Origin of the sequence: Larkinella rosea (assembly GCF_003858635.1) — a bacterium.
Taxonomy (GTDB): domain Bacteria; phylum Bacteroidota; class Bacteroidia; order Cytophagales; family Spirosomataceae; genus Larkinella; species Larkinella rosea.
Genome location: NZ_RQJO01000009.1, coordinates 142,341 through 167,602, shown reverse-complemented (window position 1 = coordinate 167,602; position 25,262 = coordinate 142,341). Strand labels below are relative to the sequence as shown.

General features: G+C 51.5%; 20 protein-coding genes. 9 read left to right on the top strand and 11 right to left on the bottom strand.

The genetic code is table 11. The annotated features are described in order from the left end of the window. Nucleotide 1: 1 nt before the first annotated feature. The 5 genes from EHT25_RS16660 (at nt 2) to EHT25_RS16640 (ending at nt 7,492) form a co-directional block, all read left to right on the top strand. Nucleotides 2-1,381 carry a RagB/SusD family nutrient uptake outer membrane protein gene (locus EHT25_RS16660; protein ID WP_124876276.1) on the top strand — a complete coding sequence of 460 codons (1,380 nt, stop codon included), beginning with the start codon at nt 2-4 and terminating at the stop codon, nt 1,379-1,381. Between the two features lie 31 nt (nt 1,382-1,412). Then, nucleotides 1,413-3,044, top strand: coding sequence for an alpha/beta hydrolase-fold protein (locus EHT25_RS16655; RefSeq protein WP_185731395.1), 1,632 nt, complete (start codon nt 1,413-1,415; stop codon nt 3,042-3,044). A gap of 12 nt (nt 3,045-3,056) precedes the next feature. Next, the gene (locus EHT25_RS16650; protein ID WP_124876274.1) at nt 3,057-4,961 is read left to right on the top strand and encodes a CocE/NonD family hydrolase; all 1,905 of its coding nucleotides are present in this window, start codon (nt 3,057-3,059) and stop codon (nt 4,959-4,961) included. Between the two features lie 312 nt (nt 4,962-5,273). Next, on the top strand, nt 5,274-6,359 hold the full coding sequence (locus EHT25_RS16645) for a lipase family protein (protein ID WP_124876273.1): 1,086 nt from the start codon (nt 5,274-5,276) through the stop codon (nt 6,357-6,359). A 131-nt stretch (nt 6,360-6,490) separates the two neighbouring features. Beyond that, the gene (locus EHT25_RS16640) at nt 6,491-7,492 is read left to right on the top strand and encodes a sialidase family protein (protein ID WP_445482310.1); all 1,002 of its coding nucleotides are present in this window, start codon (nt 6,491-6,493) and stop codon (nt 7,490-7,492) included. A 31-nt stretch (nt 7,493-7,523) separates the two neighbouring features. Here the strand turns inward: EHT25_RS16640 and EHT25_RS16635 are convergent, their stop codons facing one another. Continuing rightward, nucleotides 7,524-8,006: a hypothetical protein gene (locus EHT25_RS16635; RefSeq protein ID WP_124876271.1), complete on the bottom strand. Its 483-nt coding sequence runs from the start codon at nt 8,004-8,006 to the stop codon at nt 7,524-7,526. Nucleotides 8,007-8,018: 12 nt separating this feature from the next. Continuing rightward, a complete protein-coding gene (locus tag EHT25_RS16630) occupies nt 8,019-8,471 on the bottom strand; it encodes a hypothetical protein (protein WP_124876270.1) in 453 nt (150 codons plus the stop codon). Nucleotides 8,472-8,916: 445 nt separating this feature from the next. Between EHT25_RS16630 and ileS the strand changes: the two genes are divergently transcribed. Continuing rightward, nucleotides 8,917-12,384: an isoleucine--tRNA ligase gene (gene ileS / locus EHT25_RS16625; protein ID WP_124876269.1), complete on the top strand. Its 3,468-nt coding sequence runs from the start codon at nt 8,917-8,919 to the stop codon at nt 12,382-12,384. Between the two features lie 90 nt (nt 12,385-12,474). On the opposite strand, the gene EHT25_RS16620 is transcribed toward ileS, so the two are convergent. The 5 genes from EHT25_RS16620 to argS form a co-directional block, all read right to left on the bottom strand. After that, the gene (locus EHT25_RS16620; protein ID WP_124876268.1) at nt 12,475-15,603 is read right to left on the bottom strand and encodes a glycoside hydrolase family 9 protein; all 3,129 of its coding nucleotides are present in this window, start codon (nt 15,601-15,603) and stop codon (nt 12,475-12,477) included. 228 nt (nt 15,604-15,831) lie between these two features. Continuing rightward, nucleotides 15,832-16,542: an aspartate/glutamate racemase family protein gene (locus tag EHT25_RS16615; protein WP_124876267.1), complete on the bottom strand. Its 711-nt coding sequence runs from the start codon at nt 16,540-16,542 to the stop codon at nt 15,832-15,834. Nucleotides 16,543-16,574: 32 nt separating this feature from the next. Then, nucleotides 16,575-17,468, bottom strand: coding sequence for a 1,4-dihydroxy-2-naphthoate polyprenyltransferase (locus EHT25_RS16610; RefSeq protein WP_124876266.1), 894 nt, complete (start codon nt 17,466-17,468; stop codon nt 16,575-16,577). A gap of 89 nt (nt 17,469-17,557) precedes the next feature. Further along, nucleotides 17,558-18,160 (bottom strand): thioredoxin domain-containing protein, encoded by a 603-nt coding sequence (locus EHT25_RS16605; protein ID WP_124876265.1) that lies wholly within the window; start codon nt 18,158-18,160, stop codon nt 17,558-17,560. 19 nt (nt 18,161-18,179) lie between these two features. Then, the gene (gene argS, locus EHT25_RS16600; protein ID WP_124876264.1) at nt 18,180-19,958 is read right to left on the bottom strand and encodes an arginine--tRNA ligase; all 1,779 of its coding nucleotides are present in this window, start codon (nt 19,956-19,958) and stop codon (nt 18,180-18,182) included. 311 nt (nt 19,959-20,269) lie between these two features. Here argS and EHT25_RS16595 point away from each other — a divergent pair, with 311 nt between their 5' ends. After that, nucleotides 20,270-21,889: a hypothetical protein gene (locus EHT25_RS16595; protein WP_124876263.1), complete on the top strand. Its 1,620-nt coding sequence runs from the start codon at nt 20,270-20,272 to the stop codon at nt 21,887-21,889. On the opposite strand, the gene EHT25_RS16590 is transcribed toward EHT25_RS16595, so the two are convergent. After that, complete coding sequence (locus tag EHT25_RS16590; RefSeq protein ID WP_124876262.1) at nt 21,858-22,085, bottom strand: DUF2905 domain-containing protein; 228 nt, start codon at nt 22,083-22,085, stop codon at nt 21,858-21,860. The two genes, EHT25_RS16595 and EHT25_RS16590, sit on opposite strands and share 32 nt — an antisense overlap. A 126-nt stretch (nt 22,086-22,211) precedes the next feature. On the opposite strand from EHT25_RS16590, the gene EHT25_RS32700 reads away from it, so the two are divergent. Together EHT25_RS32700 and EHT25_RS16585 are read left to right on the top strand one after the other, a co-directional pair. Continuing rightward, nucleotides 22,212-22,385, top strand: a complete 174-nt coding sequence (locus tag EHT25_RS32700) for a hypothetical protein (protein ID WP_185731394.1) — start codon at nt 22,212-22,214, stop codon at nt 22,383-22,385. A 45-nt stretch (nt 22,386-22,430) separates the two neighbouring features. Continuing rightward, complete coding sequence (locus EHT25_RS16585; protein ID WP_124876261.1) at nt 22,431-23,177, top strand: TolB family protein; 747 nt, start codon at nt 22,431-22,433, stop codon at nt 23,175-23,177. A gap of 68 nt (nt 23,178-23,245) precedes the next feature. Here EHT25_RS16585 and EHT25_RS16580 read toward each other — a convergent pair whose 3' ends face one another. The 3 genes from EHT25_RS16580 to EHT25_RS16570 are packed head-to-tail and all read right to left on the bottom strand — an operon-like array spanning nt 23,246 to nt 25,248. After that, a complete protein-coding gene (locus EHT25_RS16580) occupies nt 23,246-24,658 on the bottom strand; it encodes a glycoside hydrolase family 140 protein (protein WP_221622295.1) in 1,413 nt (470 codons plus the stop codon). A gap of 6 nt (nt 24,659-24,664) precedes the next feature. Continuing rightward, nucleotides 24,665-25,012: a DUF5615 family PIN-like protein gene (locus EHT25_RS16575; protein ID WP_124876260.1), complete on the bottom strand. Its 348-nt coding sequence runs from the start codon at nt 25,010-25,012 to the stop codon at nt 24,665-24,667. Then, nucleotides 25,012-25,248: a DUF433 domain-containing protein gene (locus EHT25_RS16570; protein ID WP_124876259.1), complete on the bottom strand. Its 237-nt coding sequence runs from the start codon at nt 25,246-25,248 to the stop codon at nt 25,012-25,014. Before EHT25_RS16570 ends, EHT25_RS16575 begins: the two co-directional genes overlap by 1 nt. Nucleotides 25,249-25,262 lie beyond the last annotated feature (14 nt).

Genomic DNA, 25,262 nt, shown 5'->3' with positions numbered 1-25,262 from the left:
CATGAAATTCTCTCTGAAACATATCGTTCTACTGGCCGGACTGGCATTTACCCTGCTTTCCTGCAGCTTTTTCGAGGTCGAAAACAGCATCGATCCCAACAACCCTCCGCTCGAATCGGTTTTGACCAATGCGTCCCGCATTCAGATCAACCAGCTGGGCATCGGGATTCAGTCGGCCATCCGCAACGGGCGGTCCAACTACGTTCTGGTGGCCGGGTCGATTGGCCGGGAAATCTACAACCTGGCGTCGACCGAGTTGACCTGGACCACCGAATTGCTCGGCAGTACCAACGGCGGTTTTAGCGCCACGACCCTGTTCAACGGGTATTATGCCGACTTCGCCCAGACCCGTCGACGGGCTGAGTACTTCCGGATTGCCGCCGAAAACTCCGCACCGGGCGCCCTGACCGATGCCGAGAAGGAAGGGATCAAGGGTTTCGTCAATACGGTGGATGCCTACACGATGCTGATTATGCTGAACATGCAGTATAAAAATGGCATTCGGATCAAGTATACGGATTTGTACAGCCCGGGCGACATGCTGAAACCGGGTCCGTTTGTTTCGTACGAAGACGGTCTGAAGGAAATTCGGCGACTGCTCGACGAAGGAGCCACGCAACTGGCGGCTGGCGGTACGGCGTTTGGCTTTACGGTGACGAGCGGCTACGCCGGTTTTAACACGCCTGCCAACTTCCGGAAATTCAACCGGGCATTGGCGGCCCGCACGGCCATGTACCAATCGGACTGGACCGGTTTACTGACGCTCCTGAACGACTCATTTTTCGATCTGAACGGTGCGATGACGACCGGTCCGAACTTCACGTATTCCACCACTTCGGGCGACATTGTGAATCCGCAGTTCCAGCAAATGAATACTACGGCTTCGCCCGTGGTGGCCCAGGCGCTGTTCATTTCGCAGGCCGAAGCGGGCGATACGCGTTTGAAAAAAGTAACGAAACGGACGTCATCGCGCGCTTTAAGTGGAATTATCGGGGAATACGATGCGTCCCTCTATACGACCAGCACCGCGCCAATTTCGATCATCCGGAACGAAGAACTGATTCTGATGTATGCCGAAGCCATGATTCAAACCGGAAAACTGGCCGAGGCCGTTACGGCCCTGAACAAGGTGCGGGTGGCTGCCGGGTTGAAAGACCTGGCGACGGCCAAACCGGCGATTGTCAACGACAAAAACGGCCTGATCGACGAATTGCTGAATCAACGCCGGTATTCGCTGTTTTACGAAGGTCACCGCTGGTTCGATATGCGCCGGTATGGTCGGTTAACTCAATTGCCCAACGATCAACCCAACCACAAGGTGTACGATCAGTTGATCCGGCCGTTTGCCGAAGTGCAGTGGGACGCAAAAAATCCGCAGTAAGAATCCAAACCCAATCCTTTCCTATATGACTATGACACGAATCCATTCAACTCCGCCGGTCCGGTGGGCATTGGTCATGCTGACCCTGCTCACCACACTGACCGGTTTTGCCCAGACGAAGCTCAAGTTTGATATTTCGTATCCAACGGCCATCAGTTCGACTCCGCTCACGGGCCGGATGTTTCTGATCATTTCACGCAAAGACAGCACCGAACCGCGACTTCAGGTGGGCCGTTACGGGACGCAGTTCTGGGGTGTCGATTTCGAGAAACTGGCTTCGGGCAAGGCCGTGACCATCGACGGCACAACGCTGGGCTACCCGATCAACGCCCTGAAAGACGTTCCCAAAGGCGAGTATTTTGTACAGGCGGTTTTGAACAAATACACGGAATTCAAGCGGTCGGACGGGCATACGGTCTGGATGCACATGGATCAGTGGGAAGGCCAGCAGTGGACCCGCTCGCCGGGCAATGTCTATAGCCCCGTTCAGAAAATTACGATCGATCCGACGAAAAGCGAAACCATCAAGCTGGAAGTCTCGAAAGTAATTCCGCCGATTTCGGTGCCAGCCGACACCAAGTGGGTGAAGCACATCAAAATTCAGAGCGAAAAACTGACGAAATTCTGGGGTCACCCGATTTTCATCGGCGCGACTATTTTGTTACCAAAAGGCTACGACGAAGAACCGGGCCGGATGTATCCGACGGTTTATCAGCAGGGACACTTCTCCACCGCCCCCCCGTTCCGGTTTGCCGAAAATCCGAACAACGAGTTTTACAAAGACTGGACGGCGGACAATGCGCCCAAGTTTATCGCCATTACGCTGCAACATCCGTCGCCGTATTTCGATGATTCGTACGCGGTCAACTCGGCCAACAACGGCCCGTTTGGCGACGCCATTCACGAAGAGCTGATTCCGGAAATCGAGAAGAAATTCCGCTGCATCCGCGAAGGTTACGCCCGGTTATTGACCGGCGGTTCGACCGGCGGCTGGGAATCGTTCGCGCTACAGGTTTGGTACCCGGATTTTTACGGCGGAACCTGGTCGTTTGCGCCCGATCCGCTCGATTTCTGGAATGTCGAAGGCATCGATATTTACAAGGACAAAAATGCGTTCTATAAAGAGTATGAATGGTACAAGGTTCCGACGACGAACACGCGGATTCCGGCCACGGGTGAAGCCCGTCTGACCTCCGAGCAGCGGAACACAATGGAACTGGTGAACGGCACGAAAGGCCGCTCGGGGGGTCAGCTCGACATCTGGAGCTCGGTGTTCGGGCCGGTGGGTGCCGACGGGTATTTCAAACCGCTGTTCGACAAAAAAACCGGGGTGATCGATCCCAGCGTAGCCACTTACTGGAAAGAGCATTACGACCTGCACTACTACCTGGAGAAAAACTGGGCGACGGTGGGTCCGAAACTGGTGGGTAAACTGAACATTATTGTGGGGCGGATGGATGATTTCTTCCTTAACTTTGGGGTGTATAAAGTCGACGAGTTTTTGAGCAAAACGACCAATCCGGCTTATGGCGGTTCGGTAACGTACGGCGACCGGGGAGGTCATAGCTGGCGACCCTATTCCAACGGCGAATTGCTCAAGATCATGGATGCCCACATTAAAAAAATGGCTCCGGCAAAAAGTGCGACCACAAAAGCCAACTAGTGAATCGATCCTATGAAAACTACTGTCAAAATACTGTCGCTGATCCTGCTGCTGATCGTCTGGCGGGGATTGGAACAGCCACTGCTGGCGCAATTGCCCGCCAATAAAGCGGATTCGCTGTACATCCTGGAAAATTACACCAAGCTGGAGCGGATGGTGCCGATGCGTGACGGCGTGAAACTGTTTACGTCGATCTACGTTCCGAAAAACACCTCGCAGAAATACCCGATCATGTTCGACCGGACGCCCTACAGCGTGGCACCCTACGGCGAAGACAAGTATAAAACCTCGCTGGGGCCTTCGATGGTGTTCGCGCGCGACGGGTATATCTTTGTCTATCAGGACGTTCGGGGCCGCTGGATGTCAGAAGGAAATTTCGTAGCGGTTCGGCCGCACATCGCCAACAAAAAATCCAAAACCGATGTGGACGAGAGTTCGGATACGTATGATTCCATTGACTGGCTGATCAAAAATATCCCGAACAACAACGGACGTGTGGGCACCTGGGGCATTTCGGCACCCGGTTTTTACACCACCATGACGGCCATCGACGCGCATCCGGCGCTGAAAGTGGTTTCGCCCCAGGCACCGGTTACAGATTGGTACATGGGCGACGACCGGCACCACAACGGCGCGTTTTTCCTGATGGGAACCTTTGCCTTCCTGTCGTCGTACGGCCAGCCTCGCCCCGTTCCGACATCGAAGGGAGGGCCACGTTTTACCGGCTACGACACGCCGGATTCCTACAAGTTTTACATGAATGTCGGGCCACTGTCGAAGGTCAACGAGAAGTATTTTAAAGGCGAAAACGCGCTCTGGCAGGAGATGATGGTGCACGACAATTACGACGAATACTGGCAAAGCCGGGCAGTCGTTCCGCATTTGAAGAACATCAAACCGGCGATTTTGACCGTTGGCGGCTGGTTCGATCAGGAGGATTTATACGGTCCGCTGAAAGTCTACGCGGGGATCGAAAGTAAAAACCCGAAGACGACCAACAAACTGGTGATGGGTCCGTGGATTCACGGCGGCTGGGCGCGCAGCACGGGCGAAACGCTGGGAAACATCCGGTTTGGTGCCAAAACCGCCCCGTATTACCGGGAGAAAATCGAGTTTCCGTTCTTCAATCATTACCTGAAAGACGGTCCGGACCCGCAACTTCCGGATGCGTCGATCTTCCTGACGGGGGCCAACGAGTGGAAACAATACAGCCAGTGGCCGCCGAAAGAGTCGCAGGAACGGAACATTTACCTGCACACCGGCGGCAAACTGTCGTTTGAACCGCCGAAGGAAAATGAGCCGGTTTTTGACGAATACACGAACGATCCCAAAAAACCGGTTCCGTATACCAACAACGTCCAGATCATTCGGGGCAGTGACTTCATGTACGAAGACCAGCGGTTTGCAGCTGCCCGCCCGGATGTGATGGTGTACGAGTCGGAAGCGTTGACCGAAGACCTGACGATTACCGGAAACGTGATGGCGAATCTGTTTGTGACGACGAGCGGCACCGACGCCGATTTTGTGGTGAAACTGATCGACGTTTATCCCGATTCCACGACGCTGACCAGCCCGATTCCGACGACCAAAATGGCCGGTTTTCAGCTGCTGGTGCGGGGTGAAGTCATGCGGGCGAAGTTCCGCAACAGCTTCTCGAAACCGGAGCCGATGAAACCGGGCGAGGTTTCGGAAGTGAAGTTCGACATGCAGGATGCGGCCCATACGTTCAAAAAAGGGCACAAACTGATGGTGCAGGTGCAAAGTTCGTGGTTTCCGCTGGTGGACCGAAATCCGGGCAAATTCATGAACATTTATGACGCCACGGAAGCCGATTTCCAGAAAACGACCCAACGGGTTTACTTTTCGAACAAAAATCCGTCGCACGTCAAAGTGCGGGTGTTGAACAAGAGTATGTAAGCGTTTTGTGAATAAACAAACCGCCGGGCTGTAAGGGAGAAATCGCTTTACAGCCCGGCGGTTTTTGTTTATGTGGTTTTGAGAAAAAACCGTCAGCAAAATACCCGGTTTTCAGCACGACGGAAAGAAAAAGTTGTCTGGAAAACCGGCACCTTTCGGAATGTCCTGTATCTTGCAACCAACCCTTCCGTTGCCGATCCATAAGCCGTTTCATTTGTTTATCGGATAAAGTGTATAGTTTGGGACTCTAATCACCTGCCAATGAACCATAAACGTTCGACTATAAACTGTTTCTACTAACCAGTTTTCCCGATGAAAACACGATTTCTACTCTTCCCGGTTTTGCTTCTTGGACTGGTAGCCGGTTCCGCATCGGCCCAGCAAAACCGGCTGAAACCCGGTTTTGAAAAAGCTGAATTCATCGAAATGCTCCGGGTAGCGGCTGGTCATGTCGACTCCGTAACGATTGATTTGCCCCAGCGATGCAAGAAACTATACCGCTCGCCCACCGTCGGCCTGGACAACAAATGGGAACTCTGGCAGCGTGACGACGGCGTCGGTATCATCAGCATTCGGGGAACGACGCTCGATCCGTTGGGTTGGGTAGAAAACTTCCATGCCGCGATGGTACCCGCTGCGGGCCAGATTAAACTGAGTTCGACGGAAACCGTTTCCTACAAACTGGCCAAAAATCCACGGGCGGGGGTACATGCCGGTTGGCTCATTGGTACGGTTTATCTCGCCAAAGACATACTTCCCAAACTGGATTCCTGCATTCAGAAAGGAACGAAGGAGTTTATCATCACCGGCGACAGCCAGGGCGGGGCCATTTCCTTTTTAATGAATTCGTATCTGCATAGTCTGCTGGGAAACCGCCTGCCCGCCGATCTGCAGTTTAAGACCTATTGCATTGCCGCCCCCAAACCGGGCAACCTTTCGTATGCCTACGATTACGAGGTGATGACCCAGGGCGGCTGGGCTTTCAACGTAGTGAACTCGGCGGATTGGGTGCCCGAATTTCCGATGACGGTGCAAACGACCGACGACTTCAACCTGACCAATCCGTTTACGACCCTCAAAAAGGCCATCAAAAAACAGAAATTCATCAACCGGCTGGCCCTCAACTACGTCTTTAACAAGCTGGACAAACCGAGCCGCAAAGCCCAACGGCGGTATCAAAAGACCCTGGGTGGCTATGTCGGCAAGATCGTTCGAAAAACGCTGCCGGATTATCAGCCAGCCGCCTATTTCCCGAGCAGTCATTTCGTTCGGGCGGGACAAACCATCGTGCTGGATGCCGACGAAACGTATTACCAGCAGTTTCCGGTCGAGGAAAAGCAGTTGTTCAAAAACCACCTGCTGAAACCCTACCTGTTTCTCGGAAACCGCCTGAAATAACGGTTTTCCGGTAAAACCGCTTAGCCAATTTTACAATCAATTCAACTTCCTAACCCTTTCAAAAACCGCATTTCGTTTCAATGAAAATTCGAGTTCTTAGTTTCCTGATCAGCCTGTTCCCCGGTTTTGTCATGGCCCAAACCGCCATTGGCGTTGTTAAATCCGAGTTTATTTATGAAACCGCACCGTTCCCATCCTGTCACGCGTCGACGCTGGCCGAAACACCCGAGGGCGTCGTAGCGGCCTGGTTTGGCGGCACGGATGAACGCGATCCCGATGTGGGCATCTGGTTCAGTCGCAAAACCGGTTCGGGCTGGACGGCACCCGTCGAACTGGCCAACGGGATTCAGGCCACCGGCCCCCGGCAACCGACCTGGAACCCCGTTTTATTTCAGATGCCCAAAGGCCCGCTGCTCCTGTTTTATAAAGTCGGCCCCAGTCCTTCGACCTGGTGGGGCATGCTGATGCGTTCGGACGACGGTGGTAAAACCTGGACGAAACCCACGCGGCTGCCCGACGGCATTGTAGGTCCGATCAAGAACAAACCGGTGTTGCTGGCTTCCGGCAAATTGCTTTGCCCGTCGAGCAGCGAAGACAACGGCTGGCGGTTACACATGGAAAGCAGCACCGACGGTGGCAAAACCTGGCAAAAAACCGCTGCCCTCAACGATGGCAAGGAATTCAGTGCCATTCAGCCCAGTATTCTGTTCCATCCCAACGGGCGGTTGCAGTTGCTGTGCCGCAGTAAAAACAAGAAAGTGCTGGAATCCTGGTCGGACGATGGCGGCACGAACTGGACGGCGTTGAAACCCACGGAATTGCCCAATCCCAACTCCGGAACGGATGCCGTGACCTTGAAAGACGGCCGGCAATTGCTGGTGTATAACCACACCCCAAAAGGACGCTCACCGCTCAATGTGGCCGTATCGCCCGATGGCAAACGCTGGCAGGCGGCTGTGGTGCTGGAAAACGAGCCCGGTGGTGAATTTTCGTATCCGGCGGTGATCCAAACCCGCGACGGGCTGGTGCACATTACCTACACGCATCACCGGAAAAAAATAAAATACGTGGTGTTGGACCCGGCCAACTTAAAACTGACGGAGATTCAGAATGGGCAATGGCCGAATCCGTAAAAGAGGTGGCAGGCTGAACAGAACCGGGAAATCAGCGCGTGGATTGCTGTTGAATGACGGTTTTCAGGCGTTCGATTTCCTGATTCTGGCTGTCGGCTTTGAAGTAATAATACAAACCGGCAATCAGAAAGATCTTGGATAGAATAAAGACGGCAACGAAAGCGATGCGCCAGTATTTATGGACGCGAATGTAGGTATCGCTAAAGGCAACTTCTAAGTAATCCGGTTTTTCGGGTTGAGGTTCGGCGGTTTTGCCATCGTCATTGCTTTTTTCCCGCTTTTTAATATCCCGGCGAACGGTTCGGGCCTCGATCAGCTCCCAGGTGCCCGTAGGTGGTGGAACTGAATTTTCAAGGCAATATGATTCAATGACCACTTCAAGATCGTCTATTGCGGAGGATATTTCCGGATAAAGCACCTTCATCTGCTGGACTTCGTGCTGTTCCTCTTCGGAGGCTATTCCCAACAAATAGGCTTCTAAAACGCCACTCGCTATATATTGCTGAATATCCAATTTTCTACCTAATTACGATCTGCGAAACACATGAATAAAATCACGAACGGCTTTTAGCAACTCTGGTTTTGACAGGCCCGATTGTTCGGAAATTACTTCAAATGAGTATCCCTGACGAAATGATAAATCAAAAACAGACTCCGGTGAGTAACTTCCGGTGGACGAAAATGGTTCCTGACAGGCCGTATCCCGTTCCATCAACCTCCCTTTCAATTCCAGTGCTTTGGAACGCGCTACCCGGATAATCGAGATAGCAGGATTGACCGTTGTATTCGAAAATGAAGCTAGTTGTGTGGATGTAAAGACCTGCAATAAAGCTTCCTGAGCTAAATGAGTTTGCGGGAGTATTTGCAGGATAACCCCGTAAGCCATTGCGCCAAAGCGATCGTATAAGGCTCGCTGATCAACAGGAGTTTGTTGTTGCCGTAAGGCCCCATTCCCATTTGATCGATCAAATTCATTCATGCCATCCCATATTAATGAAACAAATTCGCATTAATCAGATGCAGACCTTCTGGTTGAGCATTAACCGGCTTCTGATGCAATTTAGTTTTTGTTCCTCGTTTCCAAGGAAATCCGCACAAAGTTAATGCCAAAATAGGGATAATTTTGTAGAAAATAGTTTCAATTCCACCGGATATTGCCCGACAAGCCAACGAGCCGCATACAGCCCATTTCTTACCATTTTGTCACCAGCCGATCCGGGATTCGCTCTTTGGCAATCCAAATCCATTTTCAAACCAGGCGAAAACCTCGTAAAGCAGATTCCATTGCCCGAACGTTTCTGTTCCTATTACTATACGTCAGCGGTGTGAATCCTTCCCATCAAAAGATTCTACTTTGAGCGATTCGCTGCTACGCACTTTAAAAATCCGTATCTTTGCGCTTGATTTCAAATCCCCGTACGATCGTGAGTTACAAAGAACATAAGAACCTGAATTACGCGCAGGTTGGCGATGCCGTTTTAGCCTTCTGGAAAGCCAATCGCGTCTTTGAACAGTCCGTCGAAACCCGCGAGGGCCGACCGACATTCACGTTTTATGAAGGCCCTCCGTCGGCCAACGGAAAACCGGGTATTCACCACGTCATGGCGCGGGCGATCAAGGATATTTTTTGCCGGTACAAAACGCTGCAGGGTTTTCAGGTAAAACGCAAAGGCGGTTGGGATACCCACGGTTTGCCCATTGAGTTGCAGGTTGAAAAAGAACTCGGAATCACGAAAGATCACATCGGCAAACCCGAATCTGAAGGCGGCATCAGCATTGAGGAATACAACAAAAAGTGCCGGGAAGCCGTCATGAAATACACGGACCTCTGGAACGACCTGACCGAAAAAATGGGCTACTGGGTCGATCTGGAAAATCCGTATGTTACCTACCAGAGCGAGTATATCGAATCCGTCTGGAATTTACTCAAGAAGCTCTACGACAAGGGATTATTATACAAAGGGTATACCATTCAGCCGTATTCGCCCAAAGCCGGAACCGGTCTGTCGTCGCACGAACTGAACATGCCCGGCACGTACAAAGACGTGAAGGACACCACAATTGTGGCGATGTTTAAGATCAAAGGGAAAGTGGAGGAAGGGAATAAAGGAGGAACGGATACGGTCTCCTCTCCTCCCCTCCTCCTTTCCTCCTTTCCCCCTTCTACCTACATCCTCGCCTGGACGACCACCCCCTGGACCCTGCCCGCCAACTCGGCGCTGACCGTTGGGAAGGATATCGACTACGTGTTGGTGAAAACATTCAATCCGTACACGTATGAACCGGTGAATGTGGTCTTGGCAAAAGCCTTGCTGGGTCGCTGGTTCAACGAAAAAGGACGGGACGGCGATTTTGAAGGGTATGCGGCTTCGGACAAAAAGCTGGTTCCGTGGACGATCGTGGGCGAGTTTAATGGGTCGGAACTGGCCGGAATCGAATACGAGCAACTCCTCCCCTACGTTCAGCCCGAAACGCCAGCTTTCCGCGTCATCCTCGGTGATTTCGTGACAACTGAAGACGGTACGGGCGTGGTGCATACAGCCCCGACCTTCGGTGCTGATGACTTCCGGGTTGCCCAGCAAAACGGCATTCCGCCCATCATGGTGAAGGACGAGAACGGAAAAGAGGTGCCTATTGTCGACAAACACGGCCAGTTCGTGAAAGAAATCGGTGAATTCGGCGGCCGCTACGTGAAAGAGCAATATTATTCCGACGAAGAACAGGAAGCTCCGGAGTTCAAACCGACGGACGTTCTGATTGCCATCAAACTGAAGGCTGAAGGCAAGGCGTTCCACGTTGAAAAATACGAACACCCCTATCCGCACTGCTGGCGGACCGACAAACCGGTTTTGTATTACCCGCTCGATAGCTGGTTTGTCAAAACGACAGCGGTGAAAGACCAACTGGTGGCGCTGAACAAAACCATCAACTGGAATCCCGAAAGCACCGGAACCGGGCGGTTTGGTAACTGGCTCGAAAACCTCGTTGACTGGAACCTGAGCCGCAGCCGGTTTTGGGGAACGCCCCTGCCGATCTGGCGCAACGAAACCGGCGACGAAATCTGCATCGGTTCCGTTGCCGAGCTGAAAACCGGTGTTGAAAAAGCCATTGCTTCCGGCCTGTTATCAGACGTGCAAAAAGCACAAAATGAAGCCTATCTGGACCATCTGGCAACGGGCGATTATGACCTCCACCGGCCCTATGTCGACGATATTTACCTCGTCTCGGAGTCTGGTAAAGTGCTGCAACGCGAAACCGATCTGATCGACGTCTGGTTCGATTCGGGGGCCATGCCCTACGCCCAATGGCATTATCCGTTCGCGAACAAGGACGTCTTTGATAAGGCGTACCCCGCCGATTTCATTTCCGAAGGGGTCGATCAGACGCGTGGCTGGTTCTTTACGCTCCACGCCATTTCGACCATGCTCGGCCGCATGGATGGCGAAAATGATTCGTCGGTCGCGTTCAGAAATGTGGTTTCGACCGGTTTGGTGCTGGACAAAAACGGCAACAAAATGTCGAAGCGGCTGGGGAACGCTGTCGATCCGTTTGCGACGCTGGAAACCTACGGCGCCGACGCCACGCGCTGGTACATGATTACCAACGCCGAGCCCTGGGACAACCTGAAATTCAACATCGACGGCATTGCTGAGGTACAGCGCCGGTTTTTCGGAACGCTCTCGAATACGTATTCGTTCTTCGCGCTGTACGCCAACCTCGACCAGTTCGATTTCGACGGTGTGCGCACGATTCCCGTTGATCAGCGGCCGGAACTGGATCGCTGGATTCTATCGAAACTGCAATCGCTGGTGCTGGAAGTGGAACAGCAGTTTGAGAACTATAACCCGACCAAAGCCGGGCGGGCAGTTCAGGATTTTGTTAACGACCAGTTGTCGAACTGGTACGTCCGGCTTTCACGCCGGCGTTTCTGGAATGCCCCGAAAACCGCAACGGGCGAATTAACCGAAGACACCCGCGCGGCTTACGAAACCCTGCATGAGTGTCTGATAACGGTTTCAAAACTGATGTCGCCCATTGCTCCGTTCTACGCCGACTGGCTGTACCGCAACCTGACCAAAGAAGCCGAATTGTCGGTTCACCTCACGGAATTTCCGAAAGCAGAAACCGCCCTGATCGACAGCGACCTGGAGACATCCATGCAACTGGGTCAGGACATTTGTTCGCTGGTTCACTCGCTGCGGAAAGGGCACAAAATTAAGGTTCGCCAGCCACTGACGAAGGTCCTGATCCCGGTTTTGAACGAAACCACCCGGCGGCAGATCGAGCACGTTTCACCCATCATTCAGTCGGAAGTAAACGTAAAATCTGTGGAGTTTATCGACGATGCGTCCGGTATTCTGAAGAAGAAAATCAAGCCCAACTTCAAAACGCTGGGACCGAAATTTGGTCCGATGATGAAGGACGTAGCGACCACGATCAACACGATGACCGAAGACGATATCCGCAAACTCGAAGCCGCCGGAAGCATGCAACTGGCTATCGGGGAGATCACAATGGCTGACGTGGAGATTCGGACGGAGGATGTGCCGGGCTGGATTGTCGCCAGCCAGAATGGGTTGACGGTGGCGCTGGACGTGACCATCACGCCCGAATTGCGTCAGGAAGGCATTGCCCGCGACTTCATCAACCGCATCCAGAATCTGCGGAAAGACCAGAATTTCGACGTCACGGATAAGATTCGGATCGAGTTGGAGCAAAACCGGGCTGAAGGCCCGAACGATGTTCTGGCCAGCGCGATTGAAACACACCGGGACTACATTTGTCAGGAAGTACAGGCGTTGTCGCTGGAGTTGGTCAGCGATCTGAACGGCAACGCGACGGAAATCGAAATGGATGAATTCCTGCTGCGGTTATCCGTCAAAGTCGCGTAAACGTACCCACGGACTTTAGTCCGTAAGATCCCAATTACAGCTTGAATTTTGGAATTATTAGGATCTCACGAACTAAAGTCCGTGGGTACGTTATTTCACCAGCAGTTTCTTCACGAACTGCCGGTTTTCTCCTGTAATCTGAATAAAATACGGGCCGCTGGATAATTTCGGAAGCAAAAACCGCTTTTCGTTTCCATTCAACTGGAAAGCCTGTTCCTGAATGAGCCGTCCCTGAACATCGGTCAGCGTCGTCTGAACGGTTTCGTGAGCGCCAAAACCCAAAAATCGCAGAGTTACATCCGACTGAGTGGTGACTGGATTTGGGAAAACCAGTACATCGGTTTTTTCTCCATTTTCAATCACAATTCCTTCCCGCGCCGAAGCCGAACTGGCCAGGTAAATTTTATCCACATAACAAACCGGTCGGGCACTTCCCGTCGCTTCCTGGAAGTAAATATCAGACACCGAAGTTGGGCTATTGAATGTCGAAAGCGGAATGGTGATTTGCTTCCACTGATTGGCTGTTGTCGTGACAGTATAATACGGTCCTCCCCCATTCAGGATAATGCGAATTTGCTGCCCGGTATTGGTACCGCCGTGAATCCAGAATTTCAGGTGCGTCAATCCCGACAGACTCACCGGAGAATTGGCGTGCAGATACAACCCGGCCCAGCCCGCATCGTATTTCACCGACAATGATTTCGTACCGCTTTGAACCGGCGTTGTGTTGCTGAAATTCCGGGTGGTACTCCACGACCAATCGGCCCAATTGCTATTGAGCGCATCTTCGTAGATCAAATAAGTTATTGCTGATGAACCGGTTACTGTCACCGAAGTAGTGGCGGTTTTGGTGCAGGAGTTGAGCCCCACCGTCAGCGAGTACGATCCGGTAGCCGCCGTTGTCACGTTGACAATGGACGGATTCTGCGTGTTGGCCGTAAAATTATTCGGCCCGCGCCAGTTGTACGTTGCGCCCGTTCCGGCATTTGTCGCCGACAGGTTCAGCGTTTGACCGGCTGCTACCGGACTATTGCTAGCCGCCACCGCCGTCGGAATCGCATTGACGGTTACGGAGGTCGTCGCGGTTTGCGACGTCCCGCCCGATGGCGTCGCTGTCAGTGTGTACGAACCGGTTGCAGTGGTATTGGCGTTGGGAATTGTCGGATTTTGCTGGGTGGATGTAAACCCGTTCGGCCCACGCCAGGAATAGGTCGCGCCGGTTCCGATGTTCGATGCCAGCAGGTTCAGCGTTTGTCCGGCACAAACCGGGCTGTTGCTCGATGCGGCAACTGTCGGTGGAGTTGTTCCACCGTTTTCGGAAAAATAAGCCACCACAAACGTGTAGGCCGCCTGGTAATAAATGGCAGGTTCCGTGACTTCCCACGACGCATCCGGCCAAACCGTATTCCAATCGCGGTAGGCTTTCATCGGCGGCTCGCCTTTCGGGGGCGTCGCTGTGCCGGAATAATATTGATTGGCACCACCCGCCACAAAACCGGGTGCCGGGCCAAATTGCGAACCAGCGCCGTCATACTTCGCCGAACCGTCGCGATACCAGCTGTGGTAAATTTCCATCACGCTGTTGTCGCCACCCAGATTGGCCCCTTTCGTGCCCATGTTGCTCAAATACAGCCACGCCAGCGGGTTTCGGCCGTGCATGTAATGCAGGTACTCTTCGGCAATTTCCTTATAGAGAGCGGTTTTAGCCGGATTGATGCCCAATTCGGCCGATAGGATAGCAATTTGAGCCCATTTCATTTTTAACTGATTGGAACCCCAGGTGTAGTGACCGCTCCACATGAAGCCCAGATACGGGTCGTTTTTACTAACGTAATTTGACTCGATGTTCCAGTCCATCGCGTTCTGGAAACGGCTTTTTAACTCGGTAACAATAGAGGATGTCGCATTCGGCGTTTGACAATACACAAAATATGCCCGGTTCAAATCCAGGCACAGCGAGGCATCCAGATTGCCGTTTGAGAAAGGATGAAAACCGTTCTCACTGGTCGCATTGATATTTTTGTAATTACTCTCAAAATATGTTTTGTATTTAGCCGTTCCGGTGGTGCGCCACAACTCGGCAGCCGCGTAAACGCGCAGGCGTTTGTCGGCGTTGGTATTGGCTCCGGCATCAGCAGCGGCTAGGGCCGCTCCGTCCGTTCCCGACGCCGGACTCATCGACGCGTTGGCTTCCAAATACATCCAGGCTTTTTCAGAAGCCGTCCTAAGCGTGGTGGCATATGCGGGATTAGCGGTCTGATAAGTCCGGGCCGCATGAGCGGTCAAAGCCGCAAAAGTGGCTGTTGCCCAGGTGGTAACATTGGTATAATACCGGGGCTGGGTGTCGGTCGCCGGATTGTCGGTGCCATTTTCGTAGCTCGTTACCGCCACGCGGTTATTAACTCCGCCGTTGCTTTGCTGCATTTTCAGCATCCAATCCAGCTCCCATTTCAGCTCGTCGAGCACATCCGGAATACCATTGCCCGATTCCGGAATAGCGGTATTGTCCGTAAAAACCGCCGGACGCAATTCGTAAGCCACCAGTAAATCCCAGAGCGTACCGCTCAAAAACGGAATGTATTTGTTGTAATCACCCGCGTCGTACCAGCCGCCGGTTACATTCCGGGCCGTACCGGTTTGGGCCGAAGTGGTGTAAAGTAGTGCGTTCGTATCCTGACCGTGGGCCATCGGGTGATTCCAGTTGCCGCCGTGGGTGGCCGAAATGGCGGTGCCACTGCGCTGGTAGAAGAAGGTCTTGACCGACGTTTTTAAAACCGGTGCGTAAATGTCGTTTTTGATTTCAAAATCATACGATTTGACGTTTCGGGTCGGATCAACGATGTAGTAGGTTCCGGGCGTTGTCAAGCCGGAAAAATCGCCATGCCAGATTTTATCACCCGAATCACCGTGGGTGTTTCCGTTGTTCCAGCCCACCACATTTCCGGTAAAAACGACGCTGTTGTCTGACTTTTTCCGAACCTGAAATTGCGTTCCTGGCGTATAACCAATGCTCCCGTTCTGTCCGTTAATTGGATCGGAGAAAACAATGATCTTTTTCGCATTAGCGCGCCAGCCAAACTGATCGACGATGATTTGTTTGCTGAGGGTTTGGGCTTTAACCGGAAGAGAAAGGTACAGCAAGCTGAATATGAAGCAACAACAGAAGAAGCGATAAAATGTCGCTGCCGAATTGGCCAGACGGGTAAACCGGTTTTTCATAGCATTATTGCAGTAAAAGATAGAAACATACCTTACTACAATAATACCATTAGTGTCTGACAATTACTAGTATCAAGAATCTGAAAGAGAAGATGGTGGGCACATCCTGCACATTCCATACGTCACACTCACCCACCATCTTACCAAAATAAACACCGGCAGGGTGGGATTGTTTAAAACTAATGCTCAGATGAGCCTATTTTGTAAAGTATTTATCGAACGCCAAATTTAGTCCACAGCCGGGCTGGTTTCCAGACTGAATTCGACGGCAGCCATCGCGTGCAGAGTCGTGGTATCAAACAACGGAACGGTGGTATGTTCGGCCTGAACCAGCAGCGGGATTTCAGTACAGCCCAGAATAACGCCTTCGGCCCCCTGCTCCGCCAGTTTTTCAATAATGGCAACAAAGCGGTTTCGGGTACTTTCACTGAAAATTCCCCTGCTGAATTCTTCGTAGATTTTCTGGTGAACGTATGCCTGTTCCTCCTCATCGGGCAGAATGACATCAATCCCATAACGGTTTTTCAACCGCCCGCGAAAAAACGAGCGCTCCATCGTGAAGCGGGTTCCGAGTAACCCCACTTTCCGAAAACCGGCTATCTGAATGGCTTCGGCGGTTACATCGGTAATGTGCAGAAGCGGCACAGACAACCGTTCGGTAACGCCCTCGGCCACTTCATGTTGGGTGTTGCAGGCAATGACCACGCAATCGGCTCCGGCCCGAACAAGGCTTTGCGCCAGCGCATCGACGGCTTTTTCGATAGATGCCCAGTCATCGGCTTTTTGCCAGATCGTATAATCCTCAAAATCAGCACTTGCCATCACCAGTTTCGCCGAATGATGACCACCTAATCGTCGCCCGATTTCCTGATTGATAACTCGATAGTAGACTGCTGAGCTTTCCCAGGTCATGCCGCCAATGATACCGATGGTTTTCATTTTCTGAGAAAGTTACTGAAAGAATACGGTTTTCAGATGACCATCGCCACGCCCCACAGCACGACAAAGAGCAGCGTCGACAAGGCCAGTTGGCCCAGTCGCGGGTTCAACTCCCCTGGTTTCTGGTGGTTGGCAACCGCCCGACCGTTCAATACGAACAGGGGAAAAGCGAGCAGGTAGAGCCAGCTAAACCAGTTGTGACCAATAATCAGGGTGTAGCCAACGGCGCAAATCATTCCGCCCAGTAACAAAAGCCAGTGGTAGCGAATAGCGCGCTCGCGGCCCAGTCGTACCGGAATGGAGACTTTCCCGGTTTTGGCATCGGTTTCAATATCGCGGATGTTGTTGATATTCAGTACACCCGTTGCCAGAAAACCCACACTGGTAGCCGGTAAAAGGAGTAGCGGTTCGAACGATAGCGTATGCAGGAAGTAGGTTCCCAGAACGCCCGTCCAACCAAAAAAGAGCAGTACGGCAAGGTCACCAAAACCGCTATAGCCATACGGATGTTTCCCATTGGTATAGGCGATGGCGGCTCCAATGCACAAAACGCCCAGCCCCATAAAAATCCAGAAATAGGCTGAGGGGGCCTCTTTCAATGCCTCAACCAGTAGCCAGATACCGGAAATCAACGCCAGCACCGACATCAAGATGATGGCGCGAAACATGGATTCTTTGGTGATCAAGCCGGTGGCAACGGCCCGGCGAGGGCCAACGCGCTCGGCAGTATCTTTCCCCGAAACCGCATCGCCGTAATCATTGGCAAAATTGGAGAGGATTTGCAGAAAAATCGTGGTGAGAGAAGCCAGAACGAAGATCGTCCAGCTAAACTGGCCTGTCGATGAAGCCAAAAAACTACCCAGAATGATGCTGGCCAAAGACAGCGGTAAAGTACGCGGCCGGGCAGCCGCAAGCCAACTTTTCATTTTTCGAATGAAAAATGAACAATGAATAATGAACAATGAAAAGGAATCGCACCGGTTTTCATTATTCATTATTCATTGTTCATTAGTAATTAAATTCCAACGGCTGCTTTGAATTCAGCGTCGGTTGGTAACACTTTGGATGGGAAGAAAGCGACCAGTTCGCCTTTTTCGTTGATCACGTATTTACAGAAATTCCAGCTCGGAACCTGGTCGTTTACGCCACCATTCAACTGTTTGTCTGACAGCCACTTGTATAGCGGAGCCTGATTTTCGCCAATCACTTCGATTTTCTCGAACATCGGGAACGATACACCATAATTCTTTTTGCAAAACTCAGCAATTTCGGCGTTCGTACCCGGATCCTGGCTCTTGAAGTTGTTGGAAGGGAAACCCAAAACGACAACTTTATCGCCGTGTTCCTTGTAAAATGTTTCCCAATCAGCAAACTGCTTGGTATAACCACACTTCGAAGCGGTGTTCAGAATGACCACTTTTTTACCTCTGTACTGTTTCAGAGGCACGGTTTTTCCCTCAATGGAGGTCATCGTAAAATCGTACAATTTTTTGGTTGGGGCAACTGCCGCTGCGCTATTATCGCGCGCCAACATGTTGACAATGGTTTTGACGGACATAAAGCTGGATAATGTTACAGCTACAACGCCTACGGTCAGGATAAAAAGCAGTTTTTTCATTTTTGCTGGGTAAAAAGGTTTACATTTTTGAAGGTACTTCAATGCCTAATAACTCCATACTTTTCCGGATAGTTTCGACAACGGCTTTTGATAAGGCTACCCGAAATTTCAGTTTGTCGGCATTCGGTTCCGACAGGATCGACAACTCACCGTAAAACTGGTTGTACGCCTTGGCTAATTCGAAGGCATACTGGGCCAGATACGACGGTGCATAGTCGGTGCCAGCTTCGGTAATCCGCTGAACAAACTGCGTCAGCAAATATACCAATTGTTGCTCACTCTCAGCCAGTTCAACCGAATTTAATGTACCGACAGGATTTACGCCCAATTGCTCGGCTTTCCGCAAAACCGAGCAGATTCGGGCGTGCGTATATTGGATAAACGGACCCGTATGGCCTTGAAAATCAATCGATTCTTCCGGATTGAAGGTCATCCGTTTTTTCGGATCGACTTTCAATAAATAGTATTTCAGCGCCCCCATCGCCAGCATGTGGTACAACAGCGTGGCTTCTTCGCTCTCAAAATCGTCAATTTTCCCCAGATCCCGCGTGCGGTTTCGGGCGGTTTCCACCATTTCTTCGATCAGATCATCGGCATCGACGACCGTTCCTTCGCGGGATTTCATCTTGCCGCTTGGCAGATCGACCATGCCGTACGACAGGTGGAATAAACCGTCGGCGTACGGACGGCCCAACCGGCGCAGAATGGCAAACAAAACCGCAAAATGGTAATCCTGCTCGTTGCCCACCACCCAGATGCCGCGCTGAATCGGAAAATCCTGGAATTTCAGGTCGGTGGTACCCAAATCCTGCGTCATGTACACCGACGTGCCATCCGACCGCAGCACCAGCTTCTGGTCAAGTCCTTCGTCGGCGAGATCGATCCAGACCGAACCGTCGGGTTTCCGGTAAAACACATTTTTTTGCAAACCGTCTTCGATAACATCTTTGCCCAGCAGATAGGTCTCGGACTCGTAGTAGGTTTTATCGAAACGGACGCCGATTTCGTGGTAGGTTTCGGCAAAACCGGCATACACCCAACTGTTCATCAGTTTCCAGAGTTCGACGGTTTCGGGATCTCCCTGCTCCCACTTCCGCAGCATTTCCTGGACTTTGAGCAGCAACGGCGTTTTTTTCTCGGCCTCCTCTTTCGACATGCCTTCCTCAATCAACTCCTCGATCTGCTGCTTGTGGGCTTTGTCAAACCAGACGTAGTATTTCCCAATCAGGTGATCGCCCTTCATGCCCGTCGATTCGGGCGTTTCGCCGTTGCCAAACTCCTGATACGCCAGCATCGACTTGCAGATGTGAATGCCCCGATCATTGACCAGACAGGCTTTTACGACATCGTAACCGCTGGCTTTCAGAATCCGGCTGACCGAATCGCCCAGAAAATTGTTGCGCAAGTGGCCGAGGTGAAGCGGTTTATTGGTATTCGGCGACGAAAACTCCACCATCACCGATTCGTTCCGCGACGGCAACTGGCCCCAATGGGGGTCGGCCAGCATACCGCTCACTTCGTCGACCCAGACCGCATCCGAAATGCTCAGATTGAGAAAGCCCTGAACCACGTTGAATTTGCTGACCAGGTGCGTGTTTTCTTTCAGATATGTCCCGATGGCCTGCCCGATTTCGACCGGCGGTTTTCGGGTTGATTTGGTTAGCGGGAAGGTAACAAAGGTGTATAATCCTTCAAATTCCTTTTTAGTCGGTTGAATTAAAACGTTTTCAACGGGTAAGTTGTACAGCGACGTGATCGCTTCCGCAACGGCCTGTTTGAGTTGTGCCTGAATGTCCATTCAATTAACGAGTATACAATTCGGACCGACAAGTACGGTTTTGGCCAATCCGGTTGCAAAAATACGCTAACTCTTCTTCTGATGAACCTGTTTTTGCGTCTTCTTTCATGGATTTCCTTTAAACATCCGAAAAACCGTATACTGCACTGATTTTCTCTCTACTTTTCAGCCATCCGAATCAGTTCCTATCACTTTATTTTCTTTCCGACCGGATCAATTGTCAGGAGAATTTCAGTGATAAGTTCATCCGTTCGGTTTTGCACAATCTAAGGGGATTGTGTACCTTTAATCAGTATTTAATCAAAATGCTGATGATCAAACGTCTCGCGATCGGGTTGTGGAGCTTGCTGCTGGTGGCGTGTCTTCCGGCACTGGCCCAGTTTGAACCTTCCGCCCGGCTGGAATTACCCATTAGCCCGAACACGGAAGAGTTTTTCGACGTAACTACCCTTGGCGATCAGGGCTTACTGCTCAACATCCGGCAAAGCGACTATTATTCATCCGCACCCACCAAATTTTTGTTCCGGCGGCTGGATACCAACTTCAAGCAATTGTGGGCCAACGAGTATAAAATCGATCCGTTTTACGAACCGGTGCGCTCCTGCCGAACGGAACAGTATGTTTACTGGCTACTCAAAGAAACGCAGAATGAAAAGGTTGCGGTAATGCGGGTTCATCTGGCAGACGGTGTCATTGAAACCTTTAAGGGTGATCTGGTGACGCCCATGGATATTTTCCACTTCAAAGTGCTCGACAACGTGGCCTACCTCGGCGGTTATTACCGCTCCCGCCCGGTGGTGGTTTCGTTTTCCTTTTTCGATCTGACTTCCAAAGTTTTACCCGGTTTATACACGAATCACATCCAGCTCAACAACATCGAAGTCGATGAAGAACGGCGACTGGTGCACGTCATGACCGACGCTACGCACCAGCGCAATTGTGAATTTACGGTTCGGACGTATTCCTACGAAGGAAAACTGGTTCGAACGGTCAATCTGGACGGGCGGGCACACAGCCTGATTTCGGGCAAATTGCTCCCCATCAACGACGAAGAATCCCTGCTGGTCGGTAATTATTCGAACGATTGTACGCCCTATTCACAAGGCGTTTACATGACCCGGATTCGCAATTCGGCGGCTACGGTCGGCGCGTCCGAAACGGGTGAAAATATGGCGATTACGCCCACGGAAGATACCCGCTTCATCGACTTTTCGGAGCTTCAGAATTTCTTTAACTACATGAAACCCAAGCGCCAGCAGAAGCTGCTGGAGCGGCTGGCTCGTCGGAAAGATCAGGGCAAAGACACCAAGTTCCGTTACCGGCTGCTGGTGCACGATCTGGTGCCGACTGATGAGGGCTTGATGCTGCTGGCCGAGGTCTATTATCCCCAATACCGCGGGGGTGCATATCCGTATCTGGGCAGTGGCCGTGCGTATGACCGGTATCAGGAAGGCTACCGGTATACCCACGCGTTTCTGTGTGGTTTTGACAAAAAAGGAAAGTTGCTGTGGGATAATTCACTGTCTATTCCCGACCTGAGCAGCTACGATCTGCACCAGATGGTTCAGGTAGTCCGGCACGGCAATTCAACGGTGCTGGCCTATCCGCACGAGGGCGAAATCACTGCGGAAGTCATTCAGGGCGGTAAAGTGGTGAAAGTTCAGGAGAAATATTCGCTGAAAAAATTGGGCGAACACGAAAAAGTGGTGTATTCCGAAAATGATCAATTGGAAGCCTGGTACGACGGCCATTTTCTGGCCTGCGGTATTCAGAAAATCTCCACGGAGCGCTCCATGGCCCCCCCACGCGAGGTATTTTACATCAATAAAGTGACCTGTAACTTCAAGGATCTGAACGCCAATCCAGCCAACTGGTCGTCTAATCCGGAAGGCGGAAATGCTACCCGAAAAACTTCCGAATCAAAACAATAATCAGATTCAGCAAAATGCTGACGATGATGCAGGTGACGATCGGGAAATAAAAACCGCCGTTTTTTCCTTCCACCCGAATATCGCCCGGCAGCCGCCCGAGCCAGCCAAGCTTGTCGCCAAAGAAATAGACGACCAACCCGATCAGAATCACCGCAATCCCGATGCCAATCAGGTATTTACCAATTCCTGCGTTCATAACCTACCTAAAACGTACCCACGGACTTTATTCCGTGAGCCTTTTGCGCTTATAACCCAAAATGCGGGATAGCGATTCACCAGCGAGTTGATTAATTTGTTTCAAAATCGCTCATCCTGATCGCCTATGCCTCGACTTCTCCCCCAAATTATCCTTTTTTGCGGTTTTCTCAATCCGGTTCTGGCCCAGAAAAACGCTCTTTTCACCACCGATCAACCCGGCGAAACGCCCCAACTGTTTGCCCCCGGTTTTATTTGCGGGCCGTATCTGGAGCGCGACATGGCCATTTCGGCGAAATAGGATGAAGTCTTCTTCACGATTCAGGGGCAGTCGGGTGAAATCAGCGTGATTCTGTTTTCCCGAAAAACCGCCGGAAGGTGGAGCAAGCCCGAAGTGGTTTCTTTTTCCGGTCAATACAACGACATTGAGCCTTTTCTGGCACACAACGACAACCGCCTTTATTTTTCGTCCAATCGCCCCAAACAACCGGGCGGTTCTTCAAAAGACTACGACATCTGGTTTTCGGACCGTAAAAATGGCGTCTGGCAGGAACCGGTCCGGCTGGAGGGTCCGGTTAATACCGAAAAAGACGAATATTACCCTAGCATTGCCCAAAACGGTAACTTATACTTTACGGCCAATTATTCCGGCGGCACCGGCGAAGAAGACATTTACGTCAGTCGAATCCAAGACGGACAATACCAAAAACCGGTGCTGCTGCCGGAAGCTGTCAATTCGAAAAACTACGAATTCAACGCATTTGTCGATCCGCAGGAACGGTTTCTCATTTACACGGCATATGGCCGACCCGCAGGTTTAGGTCGCGGGGACCTTTTCATCAGTTTCCGCGATGCAGCCGGTAACTGGCAGCCCGCCAAAATGCTTCCGGAACCGCTCAATTCCCGCCAGATCGACTATTGCCCGTACGTTTCGCCCGACGGAAAATGGTTCTTTTTTTCCAGTAAACGCACGCAGCCGAAACCGACGCAACGATTTACCGCGGAAACGCTCCGGCAGCGGCTGAACGGCGTACAGAACGGTTTTGAAGATATTTACTGGGTCAGCTCGGCAGTTTTGTGGACGTTGAAATGAAACGGATTTCGAAGTAAAACAAACCCCATTTTCTCTCACATCGCTGGTCTTTGTCGCTTTCTTCTCAATCATTTCTTCAACCCAAACCCCGCAAACGGCGCTTTGGCGTCGTCCAGCACCAGCACCCAATCGGTCGTCGGCCCGGCAATGGTGGGTTTGAATTCCTGCGGACCGGTGTTGGGAAACTCGCCGATCTTCTGGCTTTTTCCATCGCGGGGATTGTACCAGTAGGCCAGAATTTTCGGGGCCGCCGTCAGCCGGGCGAGGTCAATTTTCAGCGGACTACCGTTGGGCGTGTAGGCAAACAAAAAGTTGTCATCCTCCGAAATAGCGGCCACCTGATGATTCCCGTCGTCGGGATTGGTGTTCTGGAGCAACCGCTCGTCGGGCATCAGCCGCGTCCACGGATGTGATTCGTACAACCGGCGCAGAATCCCCATCTGAAACGCCCCGGAATGATCGAGTGCGCGCTTCCAGTGCGTGCGTGCCAAACCGGCCGGAGGATTCCGATCGGCATCGAAAAACTGCCAGATGTTGTGGTCACCGTACGTATGGCCGCAACCGCCCGACAAAACCGCCCACCAGGCCGCCTGCCGCACATCGAAGTCGTCGAAATATCCCAATTCCGGTTTCCAGTTCACCGGGTGATCTTCGTAGCGCGGTTCGCCGTCCAGCGTTGGTTTGGGTGGAAACATCGCGTAGTTCTGCCGCTGCATCACGTAATTCTTTTTGTTTTTCGCATTGTGCCCCGACTGGAACATGTTAATGTTCAGCCACTTGTCACTATGAAAAAAACCGGCCGAATTACTATCGCCCTGCGGATGGTAGGTCATTAGTTTGGAGCCACCGTCACCTTTTTTGATGCCTTCGGCCATGGCCCGGATGATGGCCAGCCGCTGCTCACCTTCCGGATTCCGGTCTCCGCCCAGAATCCAGACGACCGGTTTTCCCCGATACCGTTTCCCGATAAATTCGCCGTAGGTCCTGGCGTTAGCGGTATTGAAAATTTCGGGACCAAACCCGGTTTTCTTATTGAATTTGTCGCCCCAGGTGGGCAGTAAGCCCATCACCAACCCCAACTCTGCCGCCCGGTTGACGACCCAGTCCACGTGCTGGAAATAGGCTTCGTTCGGCCTGGCCGGGTCGCTGTCGATCAAGGGAATCTGGCCGTATTGATTCGGCTGTTTGAGTCCGTCGATATCGGCCAGAATAACCGCCTGAATCACGGTAAAGCCTTTGGCCGCCCGGTTTTTCAGGTACAAATCAGCCTCTTCTTTGTTTAGCCGATGAAACAATTCCCAGGCGGTGTCGCCCAGCCAGAAAAACGGTTTTCCGTCGCCCCGCATAATATAGCGTTTGTCGGGAATGATGTAGAGTTTGGAAAGCGCAATAGCTTCTTTGGAGGCTGCAACGGGTTTCTGCGCCTGTATCAAAAGTGGCAACAGCCAGCAAAAAAATCCGACTAAAACTATTTTCTTCATGGTTGACTATTCAACTCCCTCAATGTGATCCCGAAAAACATACACGAGCTTATGGGTTTCGCTTAATTCAAGTATAAGCTGCCAATTAGCATCTATAAAAGTATAGAACTCGCGCATTTTCATGTTGCCCGTTTTAATATGGATTATTCTTGGAGGAGTTGAACTCAACAACATACGGTCTGAATAATCACGGTCTTTTGTAATTATGGTTAAATTATTGGCTTTTGCATAAGCCCAGATATCCGTATCGGCAGCCTTGCTATTAATATCACGTTGGTGAATATATTGGTCTGAGCGCCAAATAGAGAAATAATACGGAAGATTTGTATCAATCAAATAGCGAAGTGAAGACATTAGGCAGCAATTGGCAAAATAGTATGCTTGTGGTCTGCCATTTGTAAAGCAAAATTTAAGCAGGCATCAAGATCTTCCATTTCCAGATCCGGGTACTGATGCAAAATTTCTTCACGGCTTTCCCCAGCAAACAAAAACTCAAGGATCGTTTTAACCGTAATTCCCAAACCCCTGATCGTTGGTTTACCGTTACAAAGGTTTTCGTCAACCGTTATTCGTTCTGCAATGTAAATCATCTTTTTTGGGGTTA

Coding starts and splice junctions, on each gene's coding strand:
- EHT25_RS16610 (WP_124876266.1), bottom strand. CDS start 17,468: ATGAAAAGTTGGCTTGCGGCTGCCCGGCCGCGTACTTTACCGCTGTCT.
- EHT25_RS16570 (WP_124876259.1), bottom strand. CDS start 25,248: ATGATTTACATTGCAGAACGAATAACGGTTGACGAAAACCTTTGTAAC.
- EHT25_RS16640 (WP_445482310.1), top strand. CDS start 6,491: ATGGCCCAAACCGCCATTGGCGTTGTTAAATCCGAGTTTATTTATGAA.
- EHT25_RS16630 (WP_124876270.1), bottom strand. CDS start 8,471: ATGAATGAATTTGATCGATCAAATGGGAATGGGGCCTTACGGCAACAA.
- EHT25_RS16650 (WP_124876274.1), top strand. CDS start 3,057: ATGAAAACTACTGTCAAAATACTGTCGCTGATCCTGCTGCTGATCGTC.
- EHT25_RS32700 (WP_185731394.1), top strand. CDS start 22,212: ATGCCTCGACTTCTCCCCCAAATTATCCTTTTTTGCGGTTTTCTCAAT.
- EHT25_RS16595 (WP_124876263.1), top strand. CDS start 20,270: ATGATCAAACGTCTCGCGATCGGGTTGTGGAGCTTGCTGCTGGTGGCG.
- EHT25_RS16615 (WP_124876267.1), bottom strand. CDS start 16,542: ATGAAAACCATCGGTATCATTGGCGGCATGACCTGGGAAAGCTCAGCA.
- EHT25_RS16575 (WP_124876260.1), bottom strand. CDS start 25,012: ATGTCTTCACTTCGCTATTTGATTGATACAAATCTTCCGTATTATTTC.
- EHT25_RS16580 (WP_221622295.1), bottom strand. CDS start 24,658: ATGAAGAAAATAGTTTTAGTCGGATTTTTTTGCTGGCTGTTGCCACTT.
- EHT25_RS16620 (WP_124876268.1), bottom strand. CDS start 15,603: ATGAAAAACCGGTTTACCCGTCTGGCCAATTCGGCAGCGACATTTTAT.
- EHT25_RS16605 (WP_124876265.1), bottom strand. CDS start 18,160: ATGAAAAAACTGCTTTTTATCCTGACCGTAGGCGTTGTAGCTGTAACA.
- EHT25_RS16655 (WP_185731395.1), top strand. CDS start 1,413: ATGACACGAATCCATTCAACTCCGCCGGTCCGGTGGGCATTGGTCATG.
- argS (WP_124876264.1), bottom strand. CDS start 19,958: ATGGACATTCAGGCACAACTCAAACAGGCCGTTGCGGAAGCGATCACG.
- EHT25_RS16645 (WP_124876273.1), top strand. CDS start 5,274: ATGAAAACACGATTTCTACTCTTCCCGGTTTTGCTTCTTGGACTGGTA.
- EHT25_RS16590 (WP_124876262.1), bottom strand. CDS start 22,085: ATGAACGCAGGAATTGGTAAATACCTGATTGGCATCGGGATTGCGGTG.
- EHT25_RS16660 (WP_124876276.1), top strand. CDS start 2: ATGAAATTCTCTCTGAAACATATCGTTCTACTGGCCGGACTGGCATTT.